This is a genomic window from Enterococcus canintestini (genome assembly GCF_001885735.1).
In the GTDB taxonomy this organism is placed as follows: Bacteria; Bacillota; Bacilli; order Lactobacillales; family Enterococcaceae; genus Enterococcus_C; species Enterococcus_C canintestini.
The window spans coordinates 22,188-44,155 of sequence record NZ_JXKG01000015.1; the positions used below are offsets into that span (position 1 = coordinate 22,188).

At 37.6% G+C, this 21,968-nt stretch carries 17 protein-coding genes; 7 read left to right on the forward strand and 10 right to left on the reverse strand.

The window, feature by feature from the left end; genetic code table 11:
- Nucleotides 1–226: 226 nt before the first annotated feature.
- Nucleotides 227–2,053, forward strand: a complete 1,827-nt coding sequence (locus RU96_RS09150) for an APC family permease (protein WP_071865234.1) — start codon at nucleotides 227–229, stop codon at nucleotides 2,051–2,053.
- Between the two features lie 109 nt (nucleotides 2,054–2,162).
- On the opposite strand, the gene RU96_RS09155 is transcribed toward RU96_RS09150, so the two are convergent.
- The 5 genes from RU96_RS09155 to RU96_RS09175 form a co-directional block, all read right to left on the reverse strand.
- Nucleotides 2,163–2,831, reverse strand: coding sequence for an ABC transporter permease (locus RU96_RS09155; protein WP_071865235.1), 669 nt, complete (start codon nucleotides 2,829–2,831; stop codon nucleotides 2,163–2,165).
- Between the two features lie 4 nt (nucleotides 2,832–2,835).
- Nucleotides 2,836–3,753 (reverse strand): osmoprotectant ABC transporter substrate-binding protein, encoded by a 918-nt coding sequence (locus RU96_RS09160; protein ID WP_071865236.1) that lies wholly within the window; start codon nucleotides 3,751–3,753, stop codon nucleotides 2,836–2,838.
- A complete protein-coding gene (locus tag RU96_RS09165; protein WP_071865237.1) occupies nucleotides 3,753–4,388 on the reverse strand; it encodes an ABC transporter permease in 636 nt (211 codons plus the stop codon). Before RU96_RS09165 ends, RU96_RS09160 begins: the two co-directional genes overlap by 1 nt.
- Before the next feature lie 3 nt (nucleotides 4,389–4,391).
- Complete coding sequence (locus RU96_RS09170) at nucleotides 4,392–5,555, reverse strand: betaine/proline/choline family ABC transporter ATP-binding protein (RefSeq protein WP_071865238.1); 1,164 nt, start codon at nucleotides 5,553–5,555, stop codon at nucleotides 4,392–4,394.
- A 196-nt stretch (nucleotides 5,556–5,751) separates the two neighbouring features.
- A complete protein-coding gene (locus RU96_RS09175; protein ID WP_071865239.1) occupies nucleotides 5,752–6,639 on the reverse strand; it encodes a VOC family protein in 888 nt (295 codons plus the stop codon).
- A gap of 178 nt (nucleotides 6,640–6,817) precedes the next feature.
- Between RU96_RS09175 and queA the strand changes: the two genes are divergently transcribed.
- Both queA and RU96_RS09185 read left to right on the forward strand, forming a co-directional pair.
- Complete coding sequence (gene queA, locus RU96_RS09180; protein ID WP_071865240.1) at nucleotides 6,818–7,849, forward strand: tRNA preQ1(34) S-adenosylmethionine ribosyltransferase-isomerase QueA; 1,032 nt, start codon at nucleotides 6,818–6,820, stop codon at nucleotides 7,847–7,849.
- A 691-nt stretch (nucleotides 7,850–8,540) separates the two neighbouring features.
- Nucleotides 8,541–11,177, forward strand: a complete 2,637-nt coding sequence (locus RU96_RS09185) for a cation-translocating P-type ATPase (protein ID WP_095006586.1) — start codon at nucleotides 8,541–8,543, stop codon at nucleotides 11,175–11,177.
- Between the two features lie 129 nt (nucleotides 11,178–11,306).
- On the opposite strand, the gene RU96_RS09190 is transcribed toward RU96_RS09185, so the two are convergent.
- The gene (locus RU96_RS09190; protein ID WP_071865242.1) at nucleotides 11,307–12,044 is read right to left on the reverse strand and encodes a DUF975 family protein; all 738 of its coding nucleotides are present in this window, start codon (nucleotides 12,042–12,044) and stop codon (nucleotides 11,307–11,309) included.
- A 213-nt stretch (nucleotides 12,045–12,257) separates the two neighbouring features.
- On the opposite strand from RU96_RS09190, the gene tgt reads away from it, so the two are divergent.
- The 4 genes from tgt to RU96_RS09210 all read left to right on the forward strand — a co-directional run bounded on the left by tgt (nucleotide 12,258) and on the right by RU96_RS09210 (nucleotide 17,536).
- Complete coding sequence (tgt, locus tag RU96_RS09195) at nucleotides 12,258–13,406, forward strand: tRNA guanosine(34) transglycosylase Tgt (protein ID WP_071865243.1); 1,149 nt, start codon at nucleotides 12,258–12,260, stop codon at nucleotides 13,404–13,406.
- Between the two features lie 80 nt (nucleotides 13,407–13,486).
- Nucleotides 13,487–13,840 carry a preprotein translocase subunit YajC gene (gene yajC / locus RU96_RS09200; RefSeq protein WP_071865244.1) on the forward strand — a complete coding sequence of 118 codons (354 nt, stop codon included), beginning with the start codon at nucleotides 13,487–13,489 and terminating at the stop codon, nucleotides 13,838–13,840.
- 411 nt (nucleotides 13,841–14,251) lie between these two features.
- Nucleotides 14,252–16,858 carry a bifunctional acetaldehyde-CoA/alcohol dehydrogenase gene (gene adhE / locus RU96_RS09205; protein ID WP_071865245.1) on the forward strand — a complete coding sequence of 869 codons (2,607 nt, stop codon included), beginning with the start codon at nucleotides 14,252–14,254 and terminating at the stop codon, nucleotides 16,856–16,858.
- Nucleotides 16,859–17,062: 204 nt separating this feature from the next.
- Nucleotides 17,063–17,536 carry a hypothetical protein gene (locus RU96_RS09210; RefSeq protein WP_071865246.1) on the forward strand — a complete coding sequence of 158 codons (474 nt, stop codon included), beginning with the start codon at nucleotides 17,063–17,065 and terminating at the stop codon, nucleotides 17,534–17,536.
- 83 nt (nucleotides 17,537–17,619) lie between these two features.
- On the opposite strand, the gene fni is transcribed toward RU96_RS09210, so the two are convergent.
- Genes fni through mvk form a run of 4 tightly spaced genes read right to left on the reverse strand, consistent with a single transcriptional unit; the run spans nucleotide 17,620 to nucleotide 21,716 of the window.
- Entirely contained in the window at nucleotides 17,620–18,687 is a 1,068-nt protein-coding gene (gene fni / locus RU96_RS09215; protein WP_071865247.1) for a type 2 isopentenyl-diphosphate Delta-isomerase, read from the reverse strand.
- Nucleotides 18,677–19,783, reverse strand: a complete 1,107-nt coding sequence (locus tag RU96_RS09220) for a phosphomevalonate kinase (RefSeq protein WP_071865248.1) — start codon at nucleotides 19,781–19,783, stop codon at nucleotides 18,677–18,679. The genes fni and RU96_RS09220 overlap by 11 nt, the downstream gene beginning before the upstream one ends.
- A gap of 30 nt (nucleotides 19,784–19,813) precedes the next feature.
- Entirely contained in the window at nucleotides 19,814–20,788 is a 975-nt protein-coding gene (gene mvaD, locus RU96_RS09225) for a diphosphomevalonate decarboxylase (RefSeq protein ID WP_071865249.1), read from the reverse strand.
- Entirely contained in the window at nucleotides 20,781–21,716 is a 936-nt protein-coding gene (gene mvk / locus RU96_RS09230; protein ID WP_071865250.1) for a mevalonate kinase, read from the reverse strand. The genes mvaD and mvk overlap by 8 nt, the downstream gene beginning before the upstream one ends.
- Nucleotides 21,717–21,968: the final 252 nt, after the last annotated feature.

Here is a 21,968-nt window from a genome sequence, read left to right on the forward strand (position 1 = left end):
CTTCTTTTTCAGTTTTTCGATAAAACGCTTACTCTGTTGTAAAACGTGGACTTCTGAGGGGAGAAAAAAACAGAAAATTTTTAACTGAAATTTTCATTGACTTTTTCAAAAGAGAGGCGTAGCATACACTCTTGATTGCAGCAATTATTTTTATTTTTAGGGTTGTTACAAAACCACCATTAACGAACTTGTGAAAGTAAATTATTTCGTAAAGGAGTAAGGAAAAGTGAATTATTTAAAACGGCTGTTAGTGGGACGGCCTTTAAAATCAGCGGAAAATGATGAGCAAAAATTAACGCGTTTTGCAGCGTTAGCGTTATTGTCTTCTGATGCGTTATCCTCCATTGCATACGGAACTGAGCAAATTGTAGTTGTATTAGTAGCATTATCTACGGCTGCTATTTGGTATTCATTACCAATTGCTGCTTTTGTGATTATTTTGTTAGTTTCTTTAACCTTATCGTATCGGCAAATTATTCATGCTTATCCCCATGGCGGTGGAGCCTATGTAGTTAGTAGTGAGAATTTAGGGCGAAATGCAGGACTGATTGCCGGTGGTTCATTGTTAATTGACTATATGTTAACCGTTGCTGTATCGGTTTCTGCTGGGGCTGAAGCCATTACTTCTGCTGTTCCAGCCTTGTATGGGCATCAAGTGGCAATTTCAATTTTTATTGTCTTAATAATTATGATGATGAATTTACGGGGCTTAAGAGAATCCGCTAGTTTTTTGATGGTGCCAGTTTACACATTTATTGCAGTGATTACGATTTTAATTGCAGTTGGGTTATTTAAAATTGTAACAGGTGCACAACCGCTGCATGCTACGGCTTTACCTGGGGCAGTCGTTCCTGGCATTTCGCTAGCATTAATTTTACGTGCTTTTTCTTCCGGTTCTTCCTCATTGACTGGGGTAGAAGCGATTAGTAACGCGGTACCGTTTTTTAAAAAGCCACGGGCAAAAAATGCTGCTGCGACTTTAGCGATTATGGCGAGTATTTTAGGTTTCTTCTTTGTCGGCATTACCTTTATTAACTATTGGTATGGGATTGTGCCAAAAACAGAAGTAACAGTTTTATCTCAAATTGGTGAAGCTGTTTTTGGGCATGGTATTATGTATTATGCTTTACAATTTAGTACTGCTTTAATTTTAGCGGTTGCGGCCAATACGGGTTTTTCTGCTTTTCCAGTTTTAGCTTATAACTTAGCTAAAGATAAATTTATGCCCCACATGTATCAAGATCGAGGCGACCGTTTAGGTTATTCTAATGGGATTATTACTTTAGCGGCAGGTTCAATTGTTTTATTGATTATTTTCCAAGGTTCAACTGAGCGCTTAATTCCACTTTATTCGATTGGGGTATTTATTCCTTTTGCATTGTCACAAACCGGCATGGTCCGTCATTGGCAAAAACAAGGTAGTGGTTGGCTAAAAAAATCAATCGCAAATATCGTCGGAGCGTTGATCTCTTATGCGATTATCGCCATCTTATTTGCGTATCGACTTGGTGATATTTGGCCATTCTTTATCATTATGCCAGTATTACTCTTTATTTTTTACAAAATACATGATCATTACCGCAAAGTTGCTGAACAACTACGACTAATGGAGGCAGATGCAAAACTTCATACGTATGATGGCAATACTGTGATTGTTTTAGTCGGTAATGTTACTCGGGTCAATGTCGGGGCTTTAAATTATGCGCAATCGATTGGTGATTACGTAGTAGCGATGCATGTTTCTTTAGATGAAGATATCAAAAAAGAAAAAGAAATCGAAGCTGAATTTAAACAAAATTTCCCAGATGTGCGTTTTTCTGTGGTTCATTCTTCTTACCGTTCGATTGAAAATCCGATTATCCGGTATGTCGATTTAGTTAGTAAAAATGCTATGAAACATAACTATACGACTACAGTTATCATTCCCCAATTTGTGCCACGGAGACGTTGGCAAAATATTTTGCACAACCAAACGAGTTTGCGGTTGCGAATGCGTTTATCTTGGCGTCAAAATATTGTCGTTGGAACTTATAGTTATCACTTGAAGAAATAAAAAAGACAAAAAAAGAAGGAGTTGTGACAAAAGTCTTGTTACATCTCCTTTACGCAATTAAAGGCTATGACAAAATCAGTTTCTGTCATAGCCTTTTTTTCAATTCCATTTATTTAGATGTTTTGCCAGCTGGATCTAAACGATGTTCTACCATACCTAAAATCCAGTCTGTGATAATTGCCATTAAGGCTGTCGGTAAAGCACCTGCTAAAATAATTGAGGCACCATCTGTGGCATTTGTGCCTCGAATAATAATATCACCAAGACCACCAGCACCGACAAAGGCACCGATTGCGGTAATACCGATTGCAACGACTAAAGCGTTACGAATACCTGCCATAATAACAGAAATTGAAAGTGGTAATTCAATGAGATAAAGTCTTTGCCAGCTTGTCATGCCCATACCTTTACCAACATCTAAAGCATTTTTATCCACTTGCTTCATACCGGTATACGTATTTTTGACAATTGGTAAAATCGAATAAAGAAAAACAGTCACGATTACCACATTCACCCCTAAGCCTAGACCAATCATTAAAATGGATAACATCGCCAGTTGCGGAACTGTTTGAATGACGTTGGCAATCCGAATGACCCAATCAGCTAATTTGTGTCGTTTGGAAATTAAAATCCCTAATGGAATAGCGACAATCGCTGCTAGGAGTACACCATAAATCGAAATTAAGAAGTGGCGTAAAAATTGACTGAAAACGTAGCTGCCGTTTTCTTTAAAGTAATAAACAAATTGTTCGGCTAAATTCATATTTTGCAGATTCATCTACTCACTTCCCTTCGAAATAGTGGTTGTCTTTAAGGAATTTTTCTGCAACGACAGAAGGTTCGACTAAATTATTATCAGCCTCGTAATTTAGCTTTTGCATTTGTGGGGTATCAATGACACCCTCTAAACGTCCTAATGCAGTTTGTAAATCGGGATATTTTTTTAATAAAGCATTATCGGCAATAGCGGCTGCATCATAAGGTGGGAAGAATTTTAAGTCATCTTCTAACATCACCAAATCATAACTACCAATCCGGCCGTCTGTTGAGTAACCTAAAACAATATCCATTTTCCCTGCAGCTACGGCATCATAAACTAATCCAATTTGCATTGGTAAAATGTTTTTAAACGAAAAACCATACTCTTTTTGGAAACCGTCATAGCCATCACCTTTACGGTTAATCCACGAAGTATCAACGCCTGCGACTAATTCATCACTAACGTTTTTCAAATCGCTAATTTTTTTCAAATGATATTTTTCAGCAGTATCTTTTCGGACTAAAAAAGTATAGGTGTTGTCAAAGCCATACGATTTAAACCATGTTTGTTGATAGCGTTTGTTGAATTCTGATTTTACAATTTTAAAAGCTTCAGCAGGGTCTTTTACCGGCTCCATGCCTAACGTTGCGGTTAAATCCGTCCCAGTATAACGAGCAGCCGAAATTTGAGCGTCACCATTAATCATGGCTTGGTTATTAATCGTGGTGGTGGCCAAATTATTAATAATTGTCGTATTTAAATCAGTATAATGTTCAATCATCCCAGCTACGATACTTGCTAAAATTTGAGCTTCAGAGGTAATACCACCAGTAATTGCGACGGTGTTTTCACTGCTAGAAGAAGCAAGGCCCGGAAAAGAACAGCCGGCTAGTAAGACAGTAGTCATAAGAGTGAGGAAGAGTGTCTTTAGTTTTTTCATTAATCCGTCCCCCTTAATGCTTTGGGTGTTAAATAGTTTTCCAATAATCCTAAAAGGAAATCACTTAGTAAAGCTAATAAAGTAACAGGAATTGTCCCAGCGAAGATTAAATCAGGTTGATAGTTATTTAAACCGCTGAAAATCAAGTCCCCTAAGCCACCAGCGCCAATATAAGAAGCAAGAGTTGCCCAAGCGATGACGTAAACAGAAGCTAAGCGGATTCCCGCCATAATGGTTGGCATTGCAATTGGTAGCTCAACGCTAAAGATTGATTGTAAATTCGTCATCCCCATACCTCGGGCTACATCCAAGTAATTGCCATCAACATTTTTCATTCCAATATAAGTATTACGTAAAATTGGTAATAGTGAATAGATGAATAATGCGATAATCGCAGGTACTTTACCAACACCAAAAATCGGAATCATTAATGCTAAAAGCGCCAGTGAAGGAATAGTCTGTAGTGCGCTGGTGACAGTAATGACAATATTTGCCACTTTTTTAAAACGTGTTAATAAAACCCCCAGTGGCACCGCAATCACAATTCCCAATATTAAAGCAAAAAAGGAAATATAAATATGCTCAAAACTTTTATTTAAAATCTCTGAACCGTGTTTTGCAAAAAAATCAGCCATGCTCTACGCCTCCTCTTTTGCAGATTCAATCGCTTCACTAATCGAAGCTTCATCACCCCATAAAACATCATAGACAATATCCACCAATGAGGCGCGTGTTAAAATACCAACGACCCGTGTTTGCTGATCGACAACGGGGACGTATTTCAAGCCGCGTTTTAAAATACGCTGTAAAACATCTCGCAATAATTTATCTTCTTTTACATAGAAAACATTTTTATTTAAAATATCTCCTACGCTGGAAGCTTTACCACGCATTTTGTCGATAGATTCGACATCAATAAAACCTTTTAAAATTTTACTATTATCTGTTACAAGTAACGTATCGACCCGTTTTTCCCGCATAAGAGAAATGGCTTCACGTAAAGATTTTTCTGGTGTAATCGTAATGGCGCTATTTAACATCACTTCACCGACTGTTGTAGTATCGGGTTTTGCTTGTAATAAGCGATCTTCACCGATTAGCTCTTCGACGAATTCATTCGCCGGGTTTCTCAAAATATTTTCCGGCGTATCAAATTGAATAACTTTACCTTCACTCATAATAACGATGCGATTAGCAAGTTTTAATGCTTCATCCATATCGTGGGTAACAAAAACGATTGTTTTACCTAGTCGCTCTTGTAAATCTTTGACTAAATCTTGTAACGCATCCCGTGTAATCGGGTCCAAAGCTCCAAAAGGTTCATCCATTAAGATAATATCTTGGTTGGCTGCTAAGGCCCGGACAACGCCGATCCGTTGTTGTTGCCCACCAGAAAGTTCCGCTGGATAGCGATCTAACATTTCGCGGGGCAATTCAACTAAATCAATCATTTTTTCAGCGGTTTGTTTGCGTGTTTCTTCATCGACTTTCATCAGTTTTTGAACCAATGTAATATTTTCGCGAATCGTCATGTGCGGCATTAAACCAATATTTTGAATGACATAGCCAATTTGGCGACGCAGTTCGACAGGGTTAACATCTTTAACATCTTTACCGTTAATGAGTACTTTCCCTTTTGTTGGTTCATTCATGCGATTAATCATTCGCATACACGTTGTTTTACCCGAGCCACTTGTACCGATAAAACAAATAAATTCGCCCTTATTAAAAGACAAATTGACGTCTTCGACAGCGACTTTACCACCTTTATAAATTTTTGTTACATGTTGAAATTCGATCAATTTACTTCACCTCTTCATCATTTTCCCAGTTATGTATCACTACTAGTATGTAAGTAAATGAAGGATATGACAAATAATACGCATGTTTTTGGAAAAATTTCTGTTTGTTAGAAAAATTGATAACGCTTTTTTTATCGAACAAAAAACACGCTACTAATGATAGCTTAGTAGCGTGTCGTGTAAAATGAGGAATTATCTAGTCGACTGGATACAAGTTGGCTTCAATTTCAGTCCGTTTAGCGGCTAAAAAAGGTGGTAAGGCAAAACTTTCTCCTAACGTTTCTAATGGTTCATCAATCGTAAAGCCAGGTGACATGGTCGCAAACTCTAAACGATTACCACCAGGTTCGCGAATATAAAGACTCTTGAAATAGCCCCGTGAGATGATTTCTTCAATTTGCCAATTTTGTGCTTGGGCTTTTTGATATAAATCTTCTAAAGCGGCATCATCTTTAACAGCAAATGCCACATGATCAATAGCACCCCGGCCCATTCGCATTTTTTCGATTGTTTCAGTTTGATAAAGTTCTAAGTGTTCATTTTGACTTAAGTTTATTTTGCCATCTATAACATCCCAATCTAAATAGCGCTTAAAAAAATCAGCCGTTGCTTTAGGATCAGAAACATGTAGTTGAGTAGAAGCAAGCCCTAAAATTTGTTTATCGCCTGGGACATCATTTTGAACTTGTAATTCAGATTTGAGGGGACCTTCTGTAACTTCAGTTAAAATAATAGCCACCTCATCTGGATCGTTAAAAAATAATTGGTTTTCTTGTTTTGTGACAGTAACACCAGCATTGGTTAATCGTTCATACCAATAGTTTAAGCTATGAGCTGGAATATTTAAGCCGATTGTGGCTAAAAAATGATCATTGTCATACCGTTGTCCTAAGTGAGGCACGATGAAAAATGTAACAACGCTACCAGGACTACCAGTATAATCACCGTAGTAGTAATGGAGCATACGGGTGTTTTCTTGGTTAACGGTATTTTTAACAAAGCGCATCCCCAATAGTTGGGTATAAAACGCCACATTTTGCTGACGGTTTTTCGTTAATAATGAAATATGATGAAACGCTGGCATAAAAGACACCTCTTTTTGAAATTAGAAAAAATCGGCGCGGAGAATCGCACTGTTTTTCTTACTTTATGTAAGTTTAACGACTAAAAAAGTTTTCAGCAAGTAATGTGTCTCATTCATCGTCAAGTAGTATAAAAAGTGTTAAAATACAAAAGACAATTTCAGGAAAAGAGTGGTAAAAATGTTAACAACAGAAGATTTTGATTTTGATTTGCCTGAAGAACTGATTGCGCAAACACCATTGGAAAAGCGTTCTAGTTCTCGTTTATTGGTGGTAGATCGACAAACTGGTGAAATGGAAGATCGACATTTTAGCGATATTATTGATGAATTAAATCCTGGCGATGCCTTAGTTATGAATGATACGCGCGTTTTACCAGCGCGTTTGCATGGTGAAAAACCGGATACGGGTGGTCATTTAGAAGTTCTTCTTTTAACCAATACGACAGGTGATACATGGGAAACCCTAATTAAACCAGCCAAAAGAGCAAAAGTGGGGACAGAAATTGTTTTTGGTGATGGCCGGCTAAAAGCGGTTGTAGAAGAAGAATTAGAACACGGCGGACGAATTATTACTTTTAAGTATGATGGGATTTTCTTAGAAATTTTAGAGTCATTAGGGGAAATGCCGCTACCACCTTATATTAAAGAACGTTTGGAAAATCCAGATCGTTATCAGACTGTCTATGCCAAAGAAAATGGTTCAGCGGCAGCGCCAACAGCGGGCTTACATTTTACGCCAGAATTATTAGCTGCAATTGAAGCTAAAGGAGTGAAGTTAGTTTATTTAACTTTACATGTGGGACTGGGGACGTTTAGACCAGTCAGCGTTGATGATATTTCCAAACATCAAATGCATAGTGAATTTTACCGTTTAACAGAAGAAGCTGCACAAGAGTTGAATGCAGTAAGAGCTGCTGGCGGTAAAATTGTGGCAGTCGGTACCACTTCGATTCGTACGCTTGAAACAATTGGCAGCAAATTCGATGGTGAAATTAAAGCCGATAGTGGTTGGACAGATATTTTTATCACCCCAGGTTACGAATTTAAAATTGTGCAAGCCTTTAGCACCAATTTTCATTTGCCAAAATCAACTTTGGTAATGTTAGTCAGTGCTTTTGCTGGACGTGAATTAACATTAGCGGCTTATCAACATGCGATTGAAGCCCGCTACCGCTTCTTTAGTTTTGGCGATGCGATGTTTGTAAAATAAATTGTAACCCTAACTAAGCTGTTTTTAATGGTAAGTAAATTACCGCAACAAAAAACTAAAAAATGAATTGCGCTAATAAGCGTATATGATGCTTTTAGAGTTTTGATGAATAAGAACAAAAAGAAAGAGGATGGGCTCTCGAGTGCCCATCCTCTTTTATATCATGGAAGGATTTGTTGAAAAGGGTTATTTGCAGTTTATATATGCAAAGTACCAATCTCTTGTGTTAAACATAAAATTTTGTTTTCACTACATTTTCTACACTAAAACATGTGATTCTTGTTGCTATTCACTTGTAATCTTGTAATTTATAATTGTTTAATTGTTACGTATTATTTTTTACTACTTGTTGTGTTAAATTTCAACCTCTAATACGCATTCACTATTTATAATTTTTTACTTCACACATATAAATCTAGGTGAATCTTGTACATCGAACAACTTTTAGCTTGTTTAATTTTTCTTCTTTTCGAGATCTCCTTTCCAACAAATATCTTCCTTCCTTACACCAATAGTATAGCACGATATAAAAGCGCTTACAAGCAATAAACTCTCCTTTTATAAAATAAAATTTCCTACGTTAATTGTGAATATTTTTTGAACAATTGTGAAAAAACCGCATATAGTTTGTGGTCTTAAAAAATCGTATGTTATAGTTAAATTATGAATTAAATTAAAGGGAGAGAAGATGATGGACTATTATAAAAAAACAGCAGATGAAATAGTGGAGGAGTTTTCTTCACAAACTAAAGCTGGTCTTAGCAATCAAGAAGCCCAAAAAAGATATGAAAAGTACGGGCCGAATCGTTTTGCTGAAGAGAAGAAAGATTCCATGGTGAAAAAGATTTTACTCAGTTTAACGGACTTTACCACGTTAGTTTTAATAGTGGCGGCGATTATTTCATTTTATACCGCTATTGCCACTGAACATGGTGATTTATTTGAAGGAATATTGATTATTGCGATTATTGTAATTAATTCTGTTTTGACGATTGTCCAAGAAGGAAATGCTGAAAAAGCGCTCAGTGCATTGCAAGATATGAATAAACAAACGGCTACGGTCATTCGTGATGGACAGCAAAAAGAAATCGATGCCGATGAATTAGTGCCAGGCGATTTATTGGTGATTGAAAACGGAGCTATGATTGCGGCGGATGCTCGTTTAACGCAAGCTTCCCAATTGCGAATTGAGGAGTCTGCGTTGACCGGGGAAAGTGAGCCGGTAGAAAAAGATGCTGAGTTTATTAGTGAAGAAGAATTACCATTAGGTGATCAACAAAATATGGTGTTTAAAGGGTGTACGGTGGTCAATGGTCGTGGACAAGCGATTGTAACCGGTACAGGTATGGACACTGAAATGGGTAAAATTGCTGGTTTATTAAGTGATTCTGGTACATCTTTAACACCGTTACAAAAACGTTTAAACCAATTAGGGAAACGAATCAGCTTAATTGCTTTAGTCGCTGCCGCTTTAGTCTTTTTAATTGGCTATTTACAAAATGAACCGCTCTTAGAAATGTTTATGACATCTGTTTCTTTAGCTGTTGCCGCCGTTCCAGAAACACTAACGGTTATCGTTACCTTAACATTGGCTTATGGTGTGCAGAAAATGGCAAAGAAAAATGCCATTATTAGACGTTTACCAGCAGTGGAAACACTTGGTACTGCTAGTGTAATTTGTTCAGATAAAACAGGGACTTTAACGCAAAACAAAATGCAAGTTCGCCGTGTTTGGTCTCGCGGTGATGAAGTAACAGATGTTGAAGACGGTATGACTGATGAAGCGATGGAAGTTTTAAAAATCGCCAGTCTTTGTACAGACGTTATTGTAGAAAAAGGCGAAGATGACGAAGTAGTTGTGAAAGGAAATCCAACAGAAGTTGCCATTGTGCGCGCAATTGAAGAAAATTATCACACCAAAAAAGAATTGGATGAAGAGTATCCACGGGTGGCAGAATTACCATTTGATTCAAAACGGAAAATGATGACCACTGTTCATAAGATGGGAAATAAAAAGTTTCTTTCTGTTACCAAAGGTGCCTTTGATGTCTTAATGCCAAGATTTCATTATGGGGATGTGGAGCGTGCCCAAGTTGTCAATGATCGTTTCGGTAAAAAAGCATTGCGGGTGATTGCGGTTGGATACCGTGTCTTTGAAGCAGAACCAACTGAAATTACTTCTGAAAATTTAGAACAAGATTTACGCTTACTCGGCTTAGTGGGTATGATTGATCCACCAAGACCAGAAAGTAAAGGAGCAATTAAAAAAGCGCGTAAAGCAGGCATCAAAACAGTGATGATTACAGGCGATCACGTGGTTACAGCCAGTGCGATTGCTAAAGAATTAGGTATTTTAAGTCATAAAAATCAAGCAATTTCTGGTTCACAATTACAAAAATTAACAGATGAAGAATTAGATGGAAAAGTAAAAGATTTGACCGTCTATGCCCGCGTAACACCAGAAGATAAAATTAGAATCGTAAAATCTTGGCAGCGAACGGGTGCTGTAGTAGCCATGACAGGTGATGGTGTCAATGATGCGCCAGCATTAAATGCCAGTGATGTTGGTTGTGCGATGGGAATTACTGGGACAGACGTAGCCAAAGGAGCCGCCGATATTGTTTTAACAGATGATAACTTTGCAACAATTGTTGATGCCGTGGCCCAAGGTCGGACTGTTTATCAAAATATTCGCAAAGCCATCAACTTTTTATTAAGTTGTAATATCTCCGAAATTTTTATCGTCTTAATCGCGATGTTAATTGGTTGGGGGGCACCATTTAGTGCGGTACAACTATTATTTGTTAACGTCGTCGCTGATGGATTACCTGGGTTTGCTTTAGGGCGAGAACCAGCTGAAGCTGGCATCATGAATGAGCCGCCAATTCCAGCACATGAGGGAATTTTTGCACGGGGATTATGGAAGAAAATTGCGGTAAATGCCGGTATTTTTACTATCGTCACTCTTTTTGGTTATTATTTAGGTTCTTTTGTGGATAGTGTCAGTCCTTGGGTTGATGCAAGTCCAGAAGTGGGCCAAACTGTTGCCTTTTTAGTCTTGGCTTATTCATCGATTATCCACGTCTTTAATGTTCGCAGTAGTCGTTCCATTTTCCAAGTGAAATTATCATCGAATAAATCACTTTTTGAAATGGCGGTCTTGGCAATTTTGATTACGACGGCAATTGCGTTGTTACCATTTACTCAAGGCTTATTTAACTTAGTTCATATTAGTTTAAATCACTGGTTCTTAGTGGCCATCTTATCGATTATACCAGTCTTTGTAAATGAAATGATTAAGTTCCATTTTTCAACAGAAGAAGACTAAACTTTTTTTGAAGCATATAATGAAATACTAAAGGAGCTGTGACAGTCTTGTCACAGCTCCTTTTCTAAGTAAAAGACACACAATTAAGTAGCATTTATTAGGCCTTTTTATTTCAATACTTTTTAGTGATTAAAATGTTTCAGCTTCATTTGGCAAATTATTGTAAAAAGCGGCTTTTGTAGCGTAAATATAAGGATTTAACCATAGATAGCCAATACCACAAGTTAAGACTGCTAAAATGTGCCAACCAATAAAGCTTAAATCTAACCAGAATAATTGACCTTTATAGCCATTCATTAAACGGCGGCTTGCAGTAATACATTCGAGATATCCTGGTTTTTGACCAGTACCTTCTAAAATGTCGTAGTAAATAAAGTTTGCTTGGGCATAAGAATAACTTTTAATAATACCAGGGATCAAAAACAGCAATGACCACAAGCCAATGAAGATGGTTGAAAGTAGGTAAATACAGACCACACCTACTAAAAAGGGACTCTTAAAAGCGCGAAAAACGTCGCTTAAAGGATGAATGTCGACCCGTTTCCCCCGATAAATGTCTAAAAACGTCCAAGACATTCCAGAAACAAAAATAGTCGTTAATAGTCCACTAAGAATACCGCCCCCTTGATTGCCAATTTGGGCTGTCCAAGAAACATCCCCATTACTGTTAATCCCATTTGAAACAGTATCTAATGTATCAGGACTAAAGATTGCAACTCCACCGATAATGGCAATAAGAGGAATTAAGATAATTGCGGCAATGGCAATGCCAATTACAGTTGGAATCAAGTTCATTAAAACCGCATCTTTCCAGCGGCCTTGTAACATTTGTTTGGCTTCTAACTTTAATTCACCAGATGATTTCATTTTTTCAACTCCTTTTTATAAGTAGCTTCAGTATAACAAAAACTTTAATTTTTGGAAATTACAAGAATTTATAGGGATTTTGCTGTTTTTTTGCTGAATAAAGGGACATTTATTAAAAGAAAATAACAGTCAAAATTATGACCTTGCAAATTTTTCCCCTAGCCTTTATGATGGTTGAAGCTACACAGAACAAAGTAGAAAGTAGGGAGTAAAATGGCGCAAGAACCTGCCATCAAATACCGTTTAATTAAAAAAGAAAAACATACTGGCGCACGCCTGGGTGAATTAATTACCCCGCATGGAACTTTTCCAACACCGATGTTTATGCCGGTGGGAACACTAGCGACAGTTAAAACTATGGCACCAGAAGAGTTAAAAGAAATGGGTGCTGGTGTAATTTTAAGTAATACGTATCATTTATGGTTACGCCCGGGTGAAGATTTAGTCGCAGAAGCAGGCGGCTTACACAAATTTATGAATTGGGATCAACCTATTTTAACAGACTCAGGTGGTTTTCAAGTTTTCTCACTAGCTGATATGCGTAATATTACTGAAGAAGGCGTGCATTTTAAAAACCATTTGAATGGGGCACCACTTTTCTTATCACCGGAAAAAGCGATTGATATTCAAAATAAATTAGGTTCAGATATTATGATGAGCTTTGATGAATGTCCACCTTTTGATGAAAGTTATGATTATGTTAAAAAATCAGTTGAACGTACTTCACGTTGGGCCTATAGAGGACTAGAAGCTCATGCTAATCCTGATCGCCAAGGTTTATTTGGAATTATTCAAGGGGCTGGCTTTGAAGATTTAAGACGTCAAAGTGCCAAAGATTTAATCAGTATGGATTTTCCTGGTTATTCAATTGGTGGCTTATCGGTTGGGGAACCAAAAGAAGAAATGAATCGTGTCTTAGATTTCACAACGCCACTAATTCCTGATCACAAACCTCGCTATTTAATGGGTGTGGGTGCTGCCGATTCATTAATCGACGGCGTAATTCGTGGTATTGATATGTTTGACTGTGTTTTACCAACAAGAATTGCTCGCAATGGTACATGTATGACTTCTAAAGGCCGTCTGGTTGTCAAAAATGCTAAATTTGCCCATGACTTTAGACCGCTAGATGAAAAATGTGATTGTTATACTTGTCGTAATTATAGTCGTGCGTATATCCGTCACTTGATTCATTGTGATGAAACATTTGGGATTCGCCTAACCACGTATCATAATTTGTATTTCTTATTAAACTTAATGAAACAAGTTCGCCAAGCGATTATGGATGATAACTTGTTGGATTTCCGCCAAGCTTTCTTTGAAGAATATGGCTACAATAAAGAAAATGCGAAAAGTTTTTAAAATTCATAGAAAAAACTAGTTTAAGTAAAGAATCTTTGTTAAAGTTATTCTTGTGAATTAAATTAAACGAGGTGAAGAAAATGGGCGGCTTACCAACAATTCTTATGTTCGTAGTGTTGTTAGGAGCGATGTGGTTTATGTCACGTTCAACCAAAAAACAACAACAAGAACGTCAAAATACGTTAAACGCAATGAAACCAGGTGATGAAGTTGTCACAATCGGCGGCTTGCATGGTGTTTTGGCTGAAGTTGACGATACGAACAAAACAGTCACAATTGATTGTGAAGGTGTATTTCTTGTTTTTGATAAACAAGCCATCAAATCAATTACTCCTGGGAAATCAGTAGTAGTGGACGATACAGTAACAGAAGTTAAAACTGAAGATTTAGTTTCTAACCCTACTGATACTGAAGATAATAGTGACAAAGACTAATCCTGCTTTTTGCAGGATTTTTTTGACTAAAAATTTTCCATTAGTTAGATAAAATTTTTGAGGTCTTTTAGGGTGTTGCTTTATCTTTGTAAACTAGTGCACGAATAAATGAATGTCTAATTAGGGTTACTAAGAATAAAAATTACTTAAGTTATAATTAATCTATTATCATTTTACTTAAGATAATAAAAAATATTTTTAAAGCAGTTATAAAGTTATAAAAACTTTGTAACTGCTTTCTTTGTTTTTAAATCAAGGGTTGTAAAAATGCTTTTAGAACAAGGCAAAATTTAATTTAAAAAAACTGTGAAAAAAATCACAAAAACTATTTACAAGCTAAAAATTATAGTGTATAGTTCTGTATGTGAAATGGTTAACAAAGAAAATTACCCAACTTTTAGGAGGAACACAATGGCTAAGACATTGGAAAAAGAAGTTAAAGTAATCAATACAGATGTAGTAATCGACGAGTTAGCAGCAAAAGCAAATGAAGCTGCAAAACAAATGGAAAACTTTACCCAAGAACAAGTAGATAAAATCGTACATGAAATGGCAATGGCTGCTTTAGACAAACATATGCCTTTAGCAAAAATGGCAGTTGAAGAAACTGGCCGTGGGATTGTCGAAGATAAAGCAATCAAAAATATGTATGCTTCAGAATATATCTGGAACTCAATTAAACATGATAAAACAGTTGGCATAATCGGCGAAGACAAACAAAAAGGTCTAATCGAAGTTGCAGGTCCTGTTGGGGTCGTTGCAGCAGTTGTTCCAACAACTAACCCAACTTCAACTACTATTTTTAAAGCAATGATCTCATTGAAAACTGCTAATGCAGTAATCTTTTCTTTCCACCCATCTGCGCAAGAATGTTCAAAAGAAGCAGCGCGTATCGTTCGTGATGCAGCGATTGCAGCAGGTGCTCCTGAAAACTGTATTCAATGGATTGAAAAAGAACATTCTTCAATTGAAGCAACGCAAAAATTAATGAACCACCCAGGTGTTGCAATTGTCTTGGCAACTGGTGGTCCTGGCATGGTGAAATCAGCTTACTCAACTGGTAAACCAGCTTTAGGTGTAGGTGCAGGTAACGTACCAGCTTATATCGAAAAAACAGCGAAAATTAAACGTGCAGTAAATGACGTTATCGTTTCAAAAACATTTGATAACGGGATGATTTGTGCCTCTGAACAAGGTGTAATCGTTGATAAAGAAATTTACGCTGCAGTTAAAGCTGAATTTGAAGCACATCAATGTTATGTTGTGAAAAAATCAGAATTGAAAAAATTAGAAGATGCAGTTATGAACGAAGGCAAATATGCGGTTAACCCTGCAATTGTTGGTCATCCTGCAACTGAAATTGCCAAATTAGCCGGTATTAAAGTTCCTGAAGGCACTAAAATGTTAATCGCAGAATTAGATGGTGTTGGGGCTGATTACCCATTATCTCGTGAAAAATTATCACCAGTTTTAGCGATGATGAAAGCTCAAAGTACAGAACATGGTTTTGATTTAGCTCAAGGTATGTTGGAATTAGGTGGACTTGGTCATACAGCGGTTATCCACACTGAAAATGAAGATTTACAATTACAATATGGTTTGAAGATGAAAGCTTGCCGTATCTTAGTAAACTCTCCATCTGCTGAAGGTGGTATCGGGAATATTTACAACGAAATGATTCCATCATTAACATTAGGTTGTGGCTCTTACGGTCGTAACTCTGTTTCTAAGAACGTATCTGCGATCAACTTAATCAACGTTAAAACTATCGCGAAACGGAGAAATAATATGCAATGGTTCAAATTACCTTCAAAAATTTACTTTGAAAAGAACTCATTATTATACTTGGAAAAAATGGAAAACGTTGAACGTGTCATGATCGTTTGTGATCCAGGTATGGTGCAATTTGGTTATGCGGATACAGTACGTGAAGTTTTAGCTCGTCGTAAAAACGATGTGAAAATTGAAGTCTTCTCAGATGTTGAACCAAACCCTTCAACAAACACAGTTTATAAAGGTCTTGAAGTCTTTAATGCTTTCCAACCAGACACAGTAATTGCGCTTGGTGGTGGTTCTGCAATGGATGCGGCAAAAGGCATGTGGATGTTCTTTGAACACCCAGATACTTCATTCTTTGGCGCAAAACAAAAATTCTTAGATATTCGTAAACGGACTTACAAAATTGGCAAACCTGAAAAAACACAATTTGTATGTATCCCAACAACTTCAGGTACCGGTTCAGAAGTAACACCATTTGCCGTTATTACTGATAGCGATACGCATGTGAAATATCCATTAGCTGACTATGCATTGACACCAGACGTTGCGATTGTCGATCCGCAATTTGTTATGTCAGTGCCAGCAAGTGTTACTGCTGATACAGGGATGGACGTTTTAACACACGCAATTGAATCTTATGTTTCTGTTATGGCATCTGATTATACCCGTGGTTTAAGTTTACAAGCAATCAAACTTGTCTTTGATAACTTGGAAAATTCAGTGAAAACAGCTGATCCAGATGCAAGAGAAAAAATGCATAACGCATCTACAATGGCAGGTATGGCCTTTGCCAACGCGTTCTTGGGTATTTGTCACTCAATCGCGCATAAAATTGGGGGCGAATATGGTATTCCTCACGGACGTACAAATGCGATCTTATTACCGCATATTATCCGTTACAATGCCAAAGATCCACAAAAACATGCAATGTTCCCTAAATATGACTACTTCCGTGCAGATACAGATTACGCGGATATTGCGAAATTCTTAGGTCTTAAAGGTGAAACAACTGAAGAATTAGTCGAAGCATTAGCAACTGCAGTTTACGAATTAGGTAAATCGGTTGGTATCGATATGAGCTTGAAAGCACAAGGCGTTACACAACAAACATTGGATACAACTGTTGACCGCATGGCTGAACTTGCTTATGAAGATCAATGTACTACAGCTAATCCAAAAGAACCTTTAATTTCTGAATTAAAAGGTATCATTGTGGAAGCATACAATGCAAAAGCATAATTAAATGTAAGTTAAAAATCCGTCTTAGCCTCTTAGCAGCTAGGACGGATTTTTTGCGTGAAAGTAAAGTGTATAAGTTAGTATAAGTTGTAACGGTATGCTAATAAAATAAAGCTGCAATTTAAGTTTGTAGTAGAGTAGTTGACTTTTCTTAGGAGTAACCTAATATTAAAGATAAGAAGGAAAAAGGAAGAAGGAAAAGCGATGGTACTAGCACAAGTAAAAGAGCTCAAGCAATCTCAGGAGTTGTTAAAAAAATTAGTCGAGCGAATTGAAAACCCCACTCAAGATTTATCCATCACCACACTTCAACACGATTTACTCGATTACATTGAAAGTTTGTCAGTAGTGACCGATTACGTAAACATTGAAATAGGCCCCCCAGAGCTAAAAACTTATCCCATTAATGCTGTTTTAAAACAACAAGCGCAATTGCTTCAAGCTATTCTTGCTCAATTAAATAGTCCAGCAGAACAAAGTGATGCTGCTGAACAATTTAAGGTAACAGAAGGTGCGATTCGGCGTATGTATGAAAGTTTAAAAGGCATTGTTGAGTTAAATCGAACTTTGCAAAAAGAGTCCAATATATCAGTTGACTTGGCTACAAAGACGCCACTTCATGAAAAAGAAAATACTACTGAAAAAGCAGGATTTTTTAAGCGCTTATTTAAACGCTAAGCATACTTTTCTAACTTGTCATTTATAAAAAAACGCCAAACCACTTTTAGAAAAAATCTAAGCTGTGGCTTGGCGTTTTATGCTTAAAAACGGAAAGGAATTTCATTTTGCCCGCGAATTGCATATTTTCTAACATCAATTCCCCGTGCTTGGCACCATTGCCACACTTCATCTGTAAAAATAACCGGAACCGTTTCAAGAGCATGGGTATTTTTTTTGCCCACCATCGTGTAGAGCAAGATTAAATCTTCTTGCCAACTTTCAATCATGGCAATTGTCGCATCTACACCGTGACTGAGTAGTTGATTTAAAATAGTAGCAGAAATACCTACTGTGTCTGCCCCTAAGATGAGGGATTTGAAAATATCAAAAGCATTGCGAATCCCACCTGAAGCAATTACTTCAAATGAACGGGTGACTTGTGCGGCTTCTAATAATGAAATAGCAGTCGATTGTCCAAATTCACTCAGATAAGCCATTTCACGTTTAGGGCGACGAGCATTTTCAATTTGAGTGAAACTTGTTCCCCCTTGGCCTGAGACATCAATGGTTTGTACACCAACACTAATTAATTGCAACATTGTTTCTCTGGTCATACCAAAACCAACTTCTTTTACAACTACCGGAACGTCTAATTTTGCTACAATTTCAGCGATATTATCCAACCAATCGCCAAAAGCACGGTCACCTTCTGGCATTACCAATTCTTGCGGAGCATTCAAATGAATTTGTAAGGCATTTGCGCCAAATAATTCCACCGCTCTTTGGGCATTTTCTAAATCATTATGAGCGCCAATATTCGCTAAGAAAAAACCATCAGGATTGACTTTGCGGACAATTTTAAAACTATCTTGCACACTTTCATCTTTTAAAGCAGCCGTAACAGAACCTGTAGCCATCATCAAATTGCACTCTTTTGCGATAAGGGCCAAATCGTGATTGATTTGTTGTGATTTTTGTGAACCACCTGTCATAGCATTGATAAAAAAAGGAAAAGCTTCTTCATGGTCTAAAACCGCTGTCTGTAGACTAACATCATTTGTAGCAATTTGCGGTAAAGGATTATGAATTAAGCGAATAGCATCAAAATCATTGCTTTTTTCTTTATGAAAGGCTTTGGCTAAACGAATGTGTTCATCTTTACGATTCATGGGAACTCCTTTTTATAGTAGGATTTGGGTAATGATAAACGTGGAGGGGTAAGGGGGTAATTCCTGCTTTTTCCCACACGCTCATTAACGGTAAAATCCCACTTTTTTGATCAGTAATCACGATGCCACAGTCGCCTCCGCCAGCACCAGAAGATTTGGCTGCACCACCGTAATTTTCAGCTAAATCACATAATGTTTTTAAAGCAGGTGTTTCAATGACAACGTCTGTGATTTGAGTCAGTTCATTTAATAGGCGCCGATTTTTTTTAATCATTTGTTTGATTAGGCTGATATCTTGCTGATGAAACCCAGTGACGATTTGTTCTACACAAGTTTTGCTATCAGCTAAAAATTCTTCATAAGAAGTTTGCTTGTCTGCTCTTGATTCATTCACCTGATCAACCAAATCAGAAGTCGATGCTGGAGAACCTGTCCAGCCAATCAATAAACGTAAGTGAGGGACTTCTGGTAGCGGTGTAATGGTAAGATAAGGCCACTCTTTGGTGAGTAAATTAGTGATACTTTCACTTTGCTGTTCCTTTTTTAACCACTGCTGATCAAATGTTGCAAAAGCAATCCAACCACCGTAAGAACTGGCAGCAATATCGCCACAAGAACCATTACCTTGGACTTCTAAATGGGCAAGAGCGGCTAGTTTAAACGTCATCATTGGCGTTAGAGGCAACTCATAAAAGGCACTTAGCGCTTTGACAGTCGCAACGGTTACTGCGCCACTAGAGCCTAAACCATACTTGCGACCATTGGAGTTGTCTAACTCACTTGTAACTTTTAAATCAAAAAAAGCCAGTTCTTTACCTTGTTCACGGGCATATTTTTCGGTAATTTTAATCGCCGCTAAAATATAATGAAAAGGATTTTCGCGAATATCTAAAACCAATTCCCCACCGCGACGGGTCCATTTTACTGGTAATTCACTGTATTGGGCGGATTGAATACTGCCACTTTTGGTTGCAGAGGTAATTGTAACGGTAATAAATTGATCGACTGCAATAATAATGGCCGGATGTCCCGGCTCAACAACAGCGTATTCACCTGCAATATAAAGTTTTCCTGGGGCCGAAGCTTCCACAAGCATTTGAATTCCTCCTGTTAATGTTACCCATGTTTATAAATACGTGATACCTGGTCCGCTAAAAGCGGTAATTAATTGTTCTTTTTCAAAATAATTTGCCAGCTCTGCTTCAATTTTTGCGACGTCTTTTTTTTGACATAAGACTTTAACATTGGGACCTGCATCCATTGTAAAGTAACAAGCTAGGCCAGTTGCGCGGATTTTTTTCACGGCATTCATAGCTTTTAAACTATCTGGTGACCAATAAGTAAATGGTGGCACAGCGGCAAGAGTTGTACCATGCATTTTTAAGGCGTTGTTTTCAGTGATTGCTCCTAGTTTATTGAAATCTTGGGCATGAATCGCAATTTTAGCACTAGCTAAGTCTTGTGGTGTCGTTTGTAACCAACCGGGATAAAATGCCGAAGTTTCTACTGTTCTACGCATACCGTCGCGACTAGACACATCTTTTTCTTGATCGTTAATTAAAATGAAAATCATCGCCAGCTCATCTTCCCAGCCACTACTTGGTACAGGTTCTGCAAAAGAAGTTTCATCACTGGTGCCTTTTTGCCATTCTACAAACCCAGGGAAAATACTGCGACAGGCCGAACCTGAACCGCGGCGGGCCAAACGAGACAAATCTTTGTCAGATAAATTTAGTTGCAGCGCTTGATTACAAGCTGCCGCAAGCGCCGCTAAGCCACTGGCAGAAGATGCTAAACCAGCAGCGGTTGGCACATGATTGTAACTTTTAACTTCTGCAAAAAGTGGGCAATCAGCTTTTTTACGAACTAAATCTAAAAAGCGACTAATTTTTTTGGTCCCCACTTCATCTTGTAAGACATCATCTAAATAGAAAATATCTGCAGTCAACTCCTCTGAAAAGGTGACCGTTGTCTCAGTATAAAAAGCATCAAGGGTCAAAGAAAGACTATTGTTCATGGGAATAATTAAATCTTCATCGGCTTTGCCCCAGTATTTGATTAAAGCGATATTGGTATGTGCTTTGGCACTTCCTTTAAGCATATTGATAAACTCCTAATTCTTGAATCCAAGTTGCTTTGGCACCTTGGTTAGTTAATGCGGTAGCAATTTTTTTAGCCGTGGTGTAATCAGCAGCTAAGGCAATCATACAGCCGCCTTTGCCGCCACCAGTTAATTTTGCGCCGAGTGCACCATTTTTTGTGGCTACAGCAATTAAATTATCTAGTGTTTGATCGCTTACTTGTAAAGCAGCTAAATTTTTTTGAGCGGCATTCATTAATTCGCCCAAATAACGGGCTTGATTATTTAAAATCGCCTGTTTGGCTTTTAAAGTCAAATCACCAAGTTCTTTAATCAAAGCGCTAGTGGTCTTTTTATCTTGTTCAAAGCGCTGTGCTACTGCTTTGACTGTCTGGCGTGTTTTACCCTTGACGCCAGTGTCGGCGACAATTAAAAAAGCGCTAAGATTAATAGGAAAAGTTTCAAAAGCGGCACCTTTTTGAAATAAGATTGGTTCACTACCAGCAGTCGCAGCGGCATCGATACCACTGGGATTACCATGAGAAATTTTTTCCGCATAATTCACATACTTTAACAGTGTTTCATGGCTCACTGGTGAATTTTGCCAATCAAAAAAAGCGCGGGTAATCGCTACCGCCACGGCAGCGCTAGAACCCATCCCTCTTTCTGCGGGGATTGTACTTGAAATGGTAATTTGCACAGGAGGAGCAGTGAAATCGTGCCGTAATTGACGAATCAATGTTTTAATATTCTCCAAACTTTTGGGTGCTTTGATAAGAGGACCAACAAAATAGCCAGAACGTAATTGATCATAAGGATGGTCTGTTATTTCAGCTGTTACATGGGTTGGTTGAAAAGGAAAGGCAATCGCTGCTTCACCATAAACTACAGCGTGTTCACCCATCAAAATAATTTTACCATTGGCATTCCCTTCACCACTGGATTTCATGCAAATGCCTCATTTCTACTTTATTTTTTAAGTTTTATCTATTCCGCATGCTAATTGTTCCATGCGAGCAAATATTCATTTCGTCTACTTTAAAATATTGCGCTTTTCACTCTTAAGAAACAATAGTTTTATTGTCTTTATTAGCTGTTAGAAGATATTTGCTGATTTTTCTATTAGAAAATTATGTACTGCTTGTCTATTCTACTAAAAATTTGCTGAATCGTTAAGGCTTTATGAAAAATTTCAAGGCTT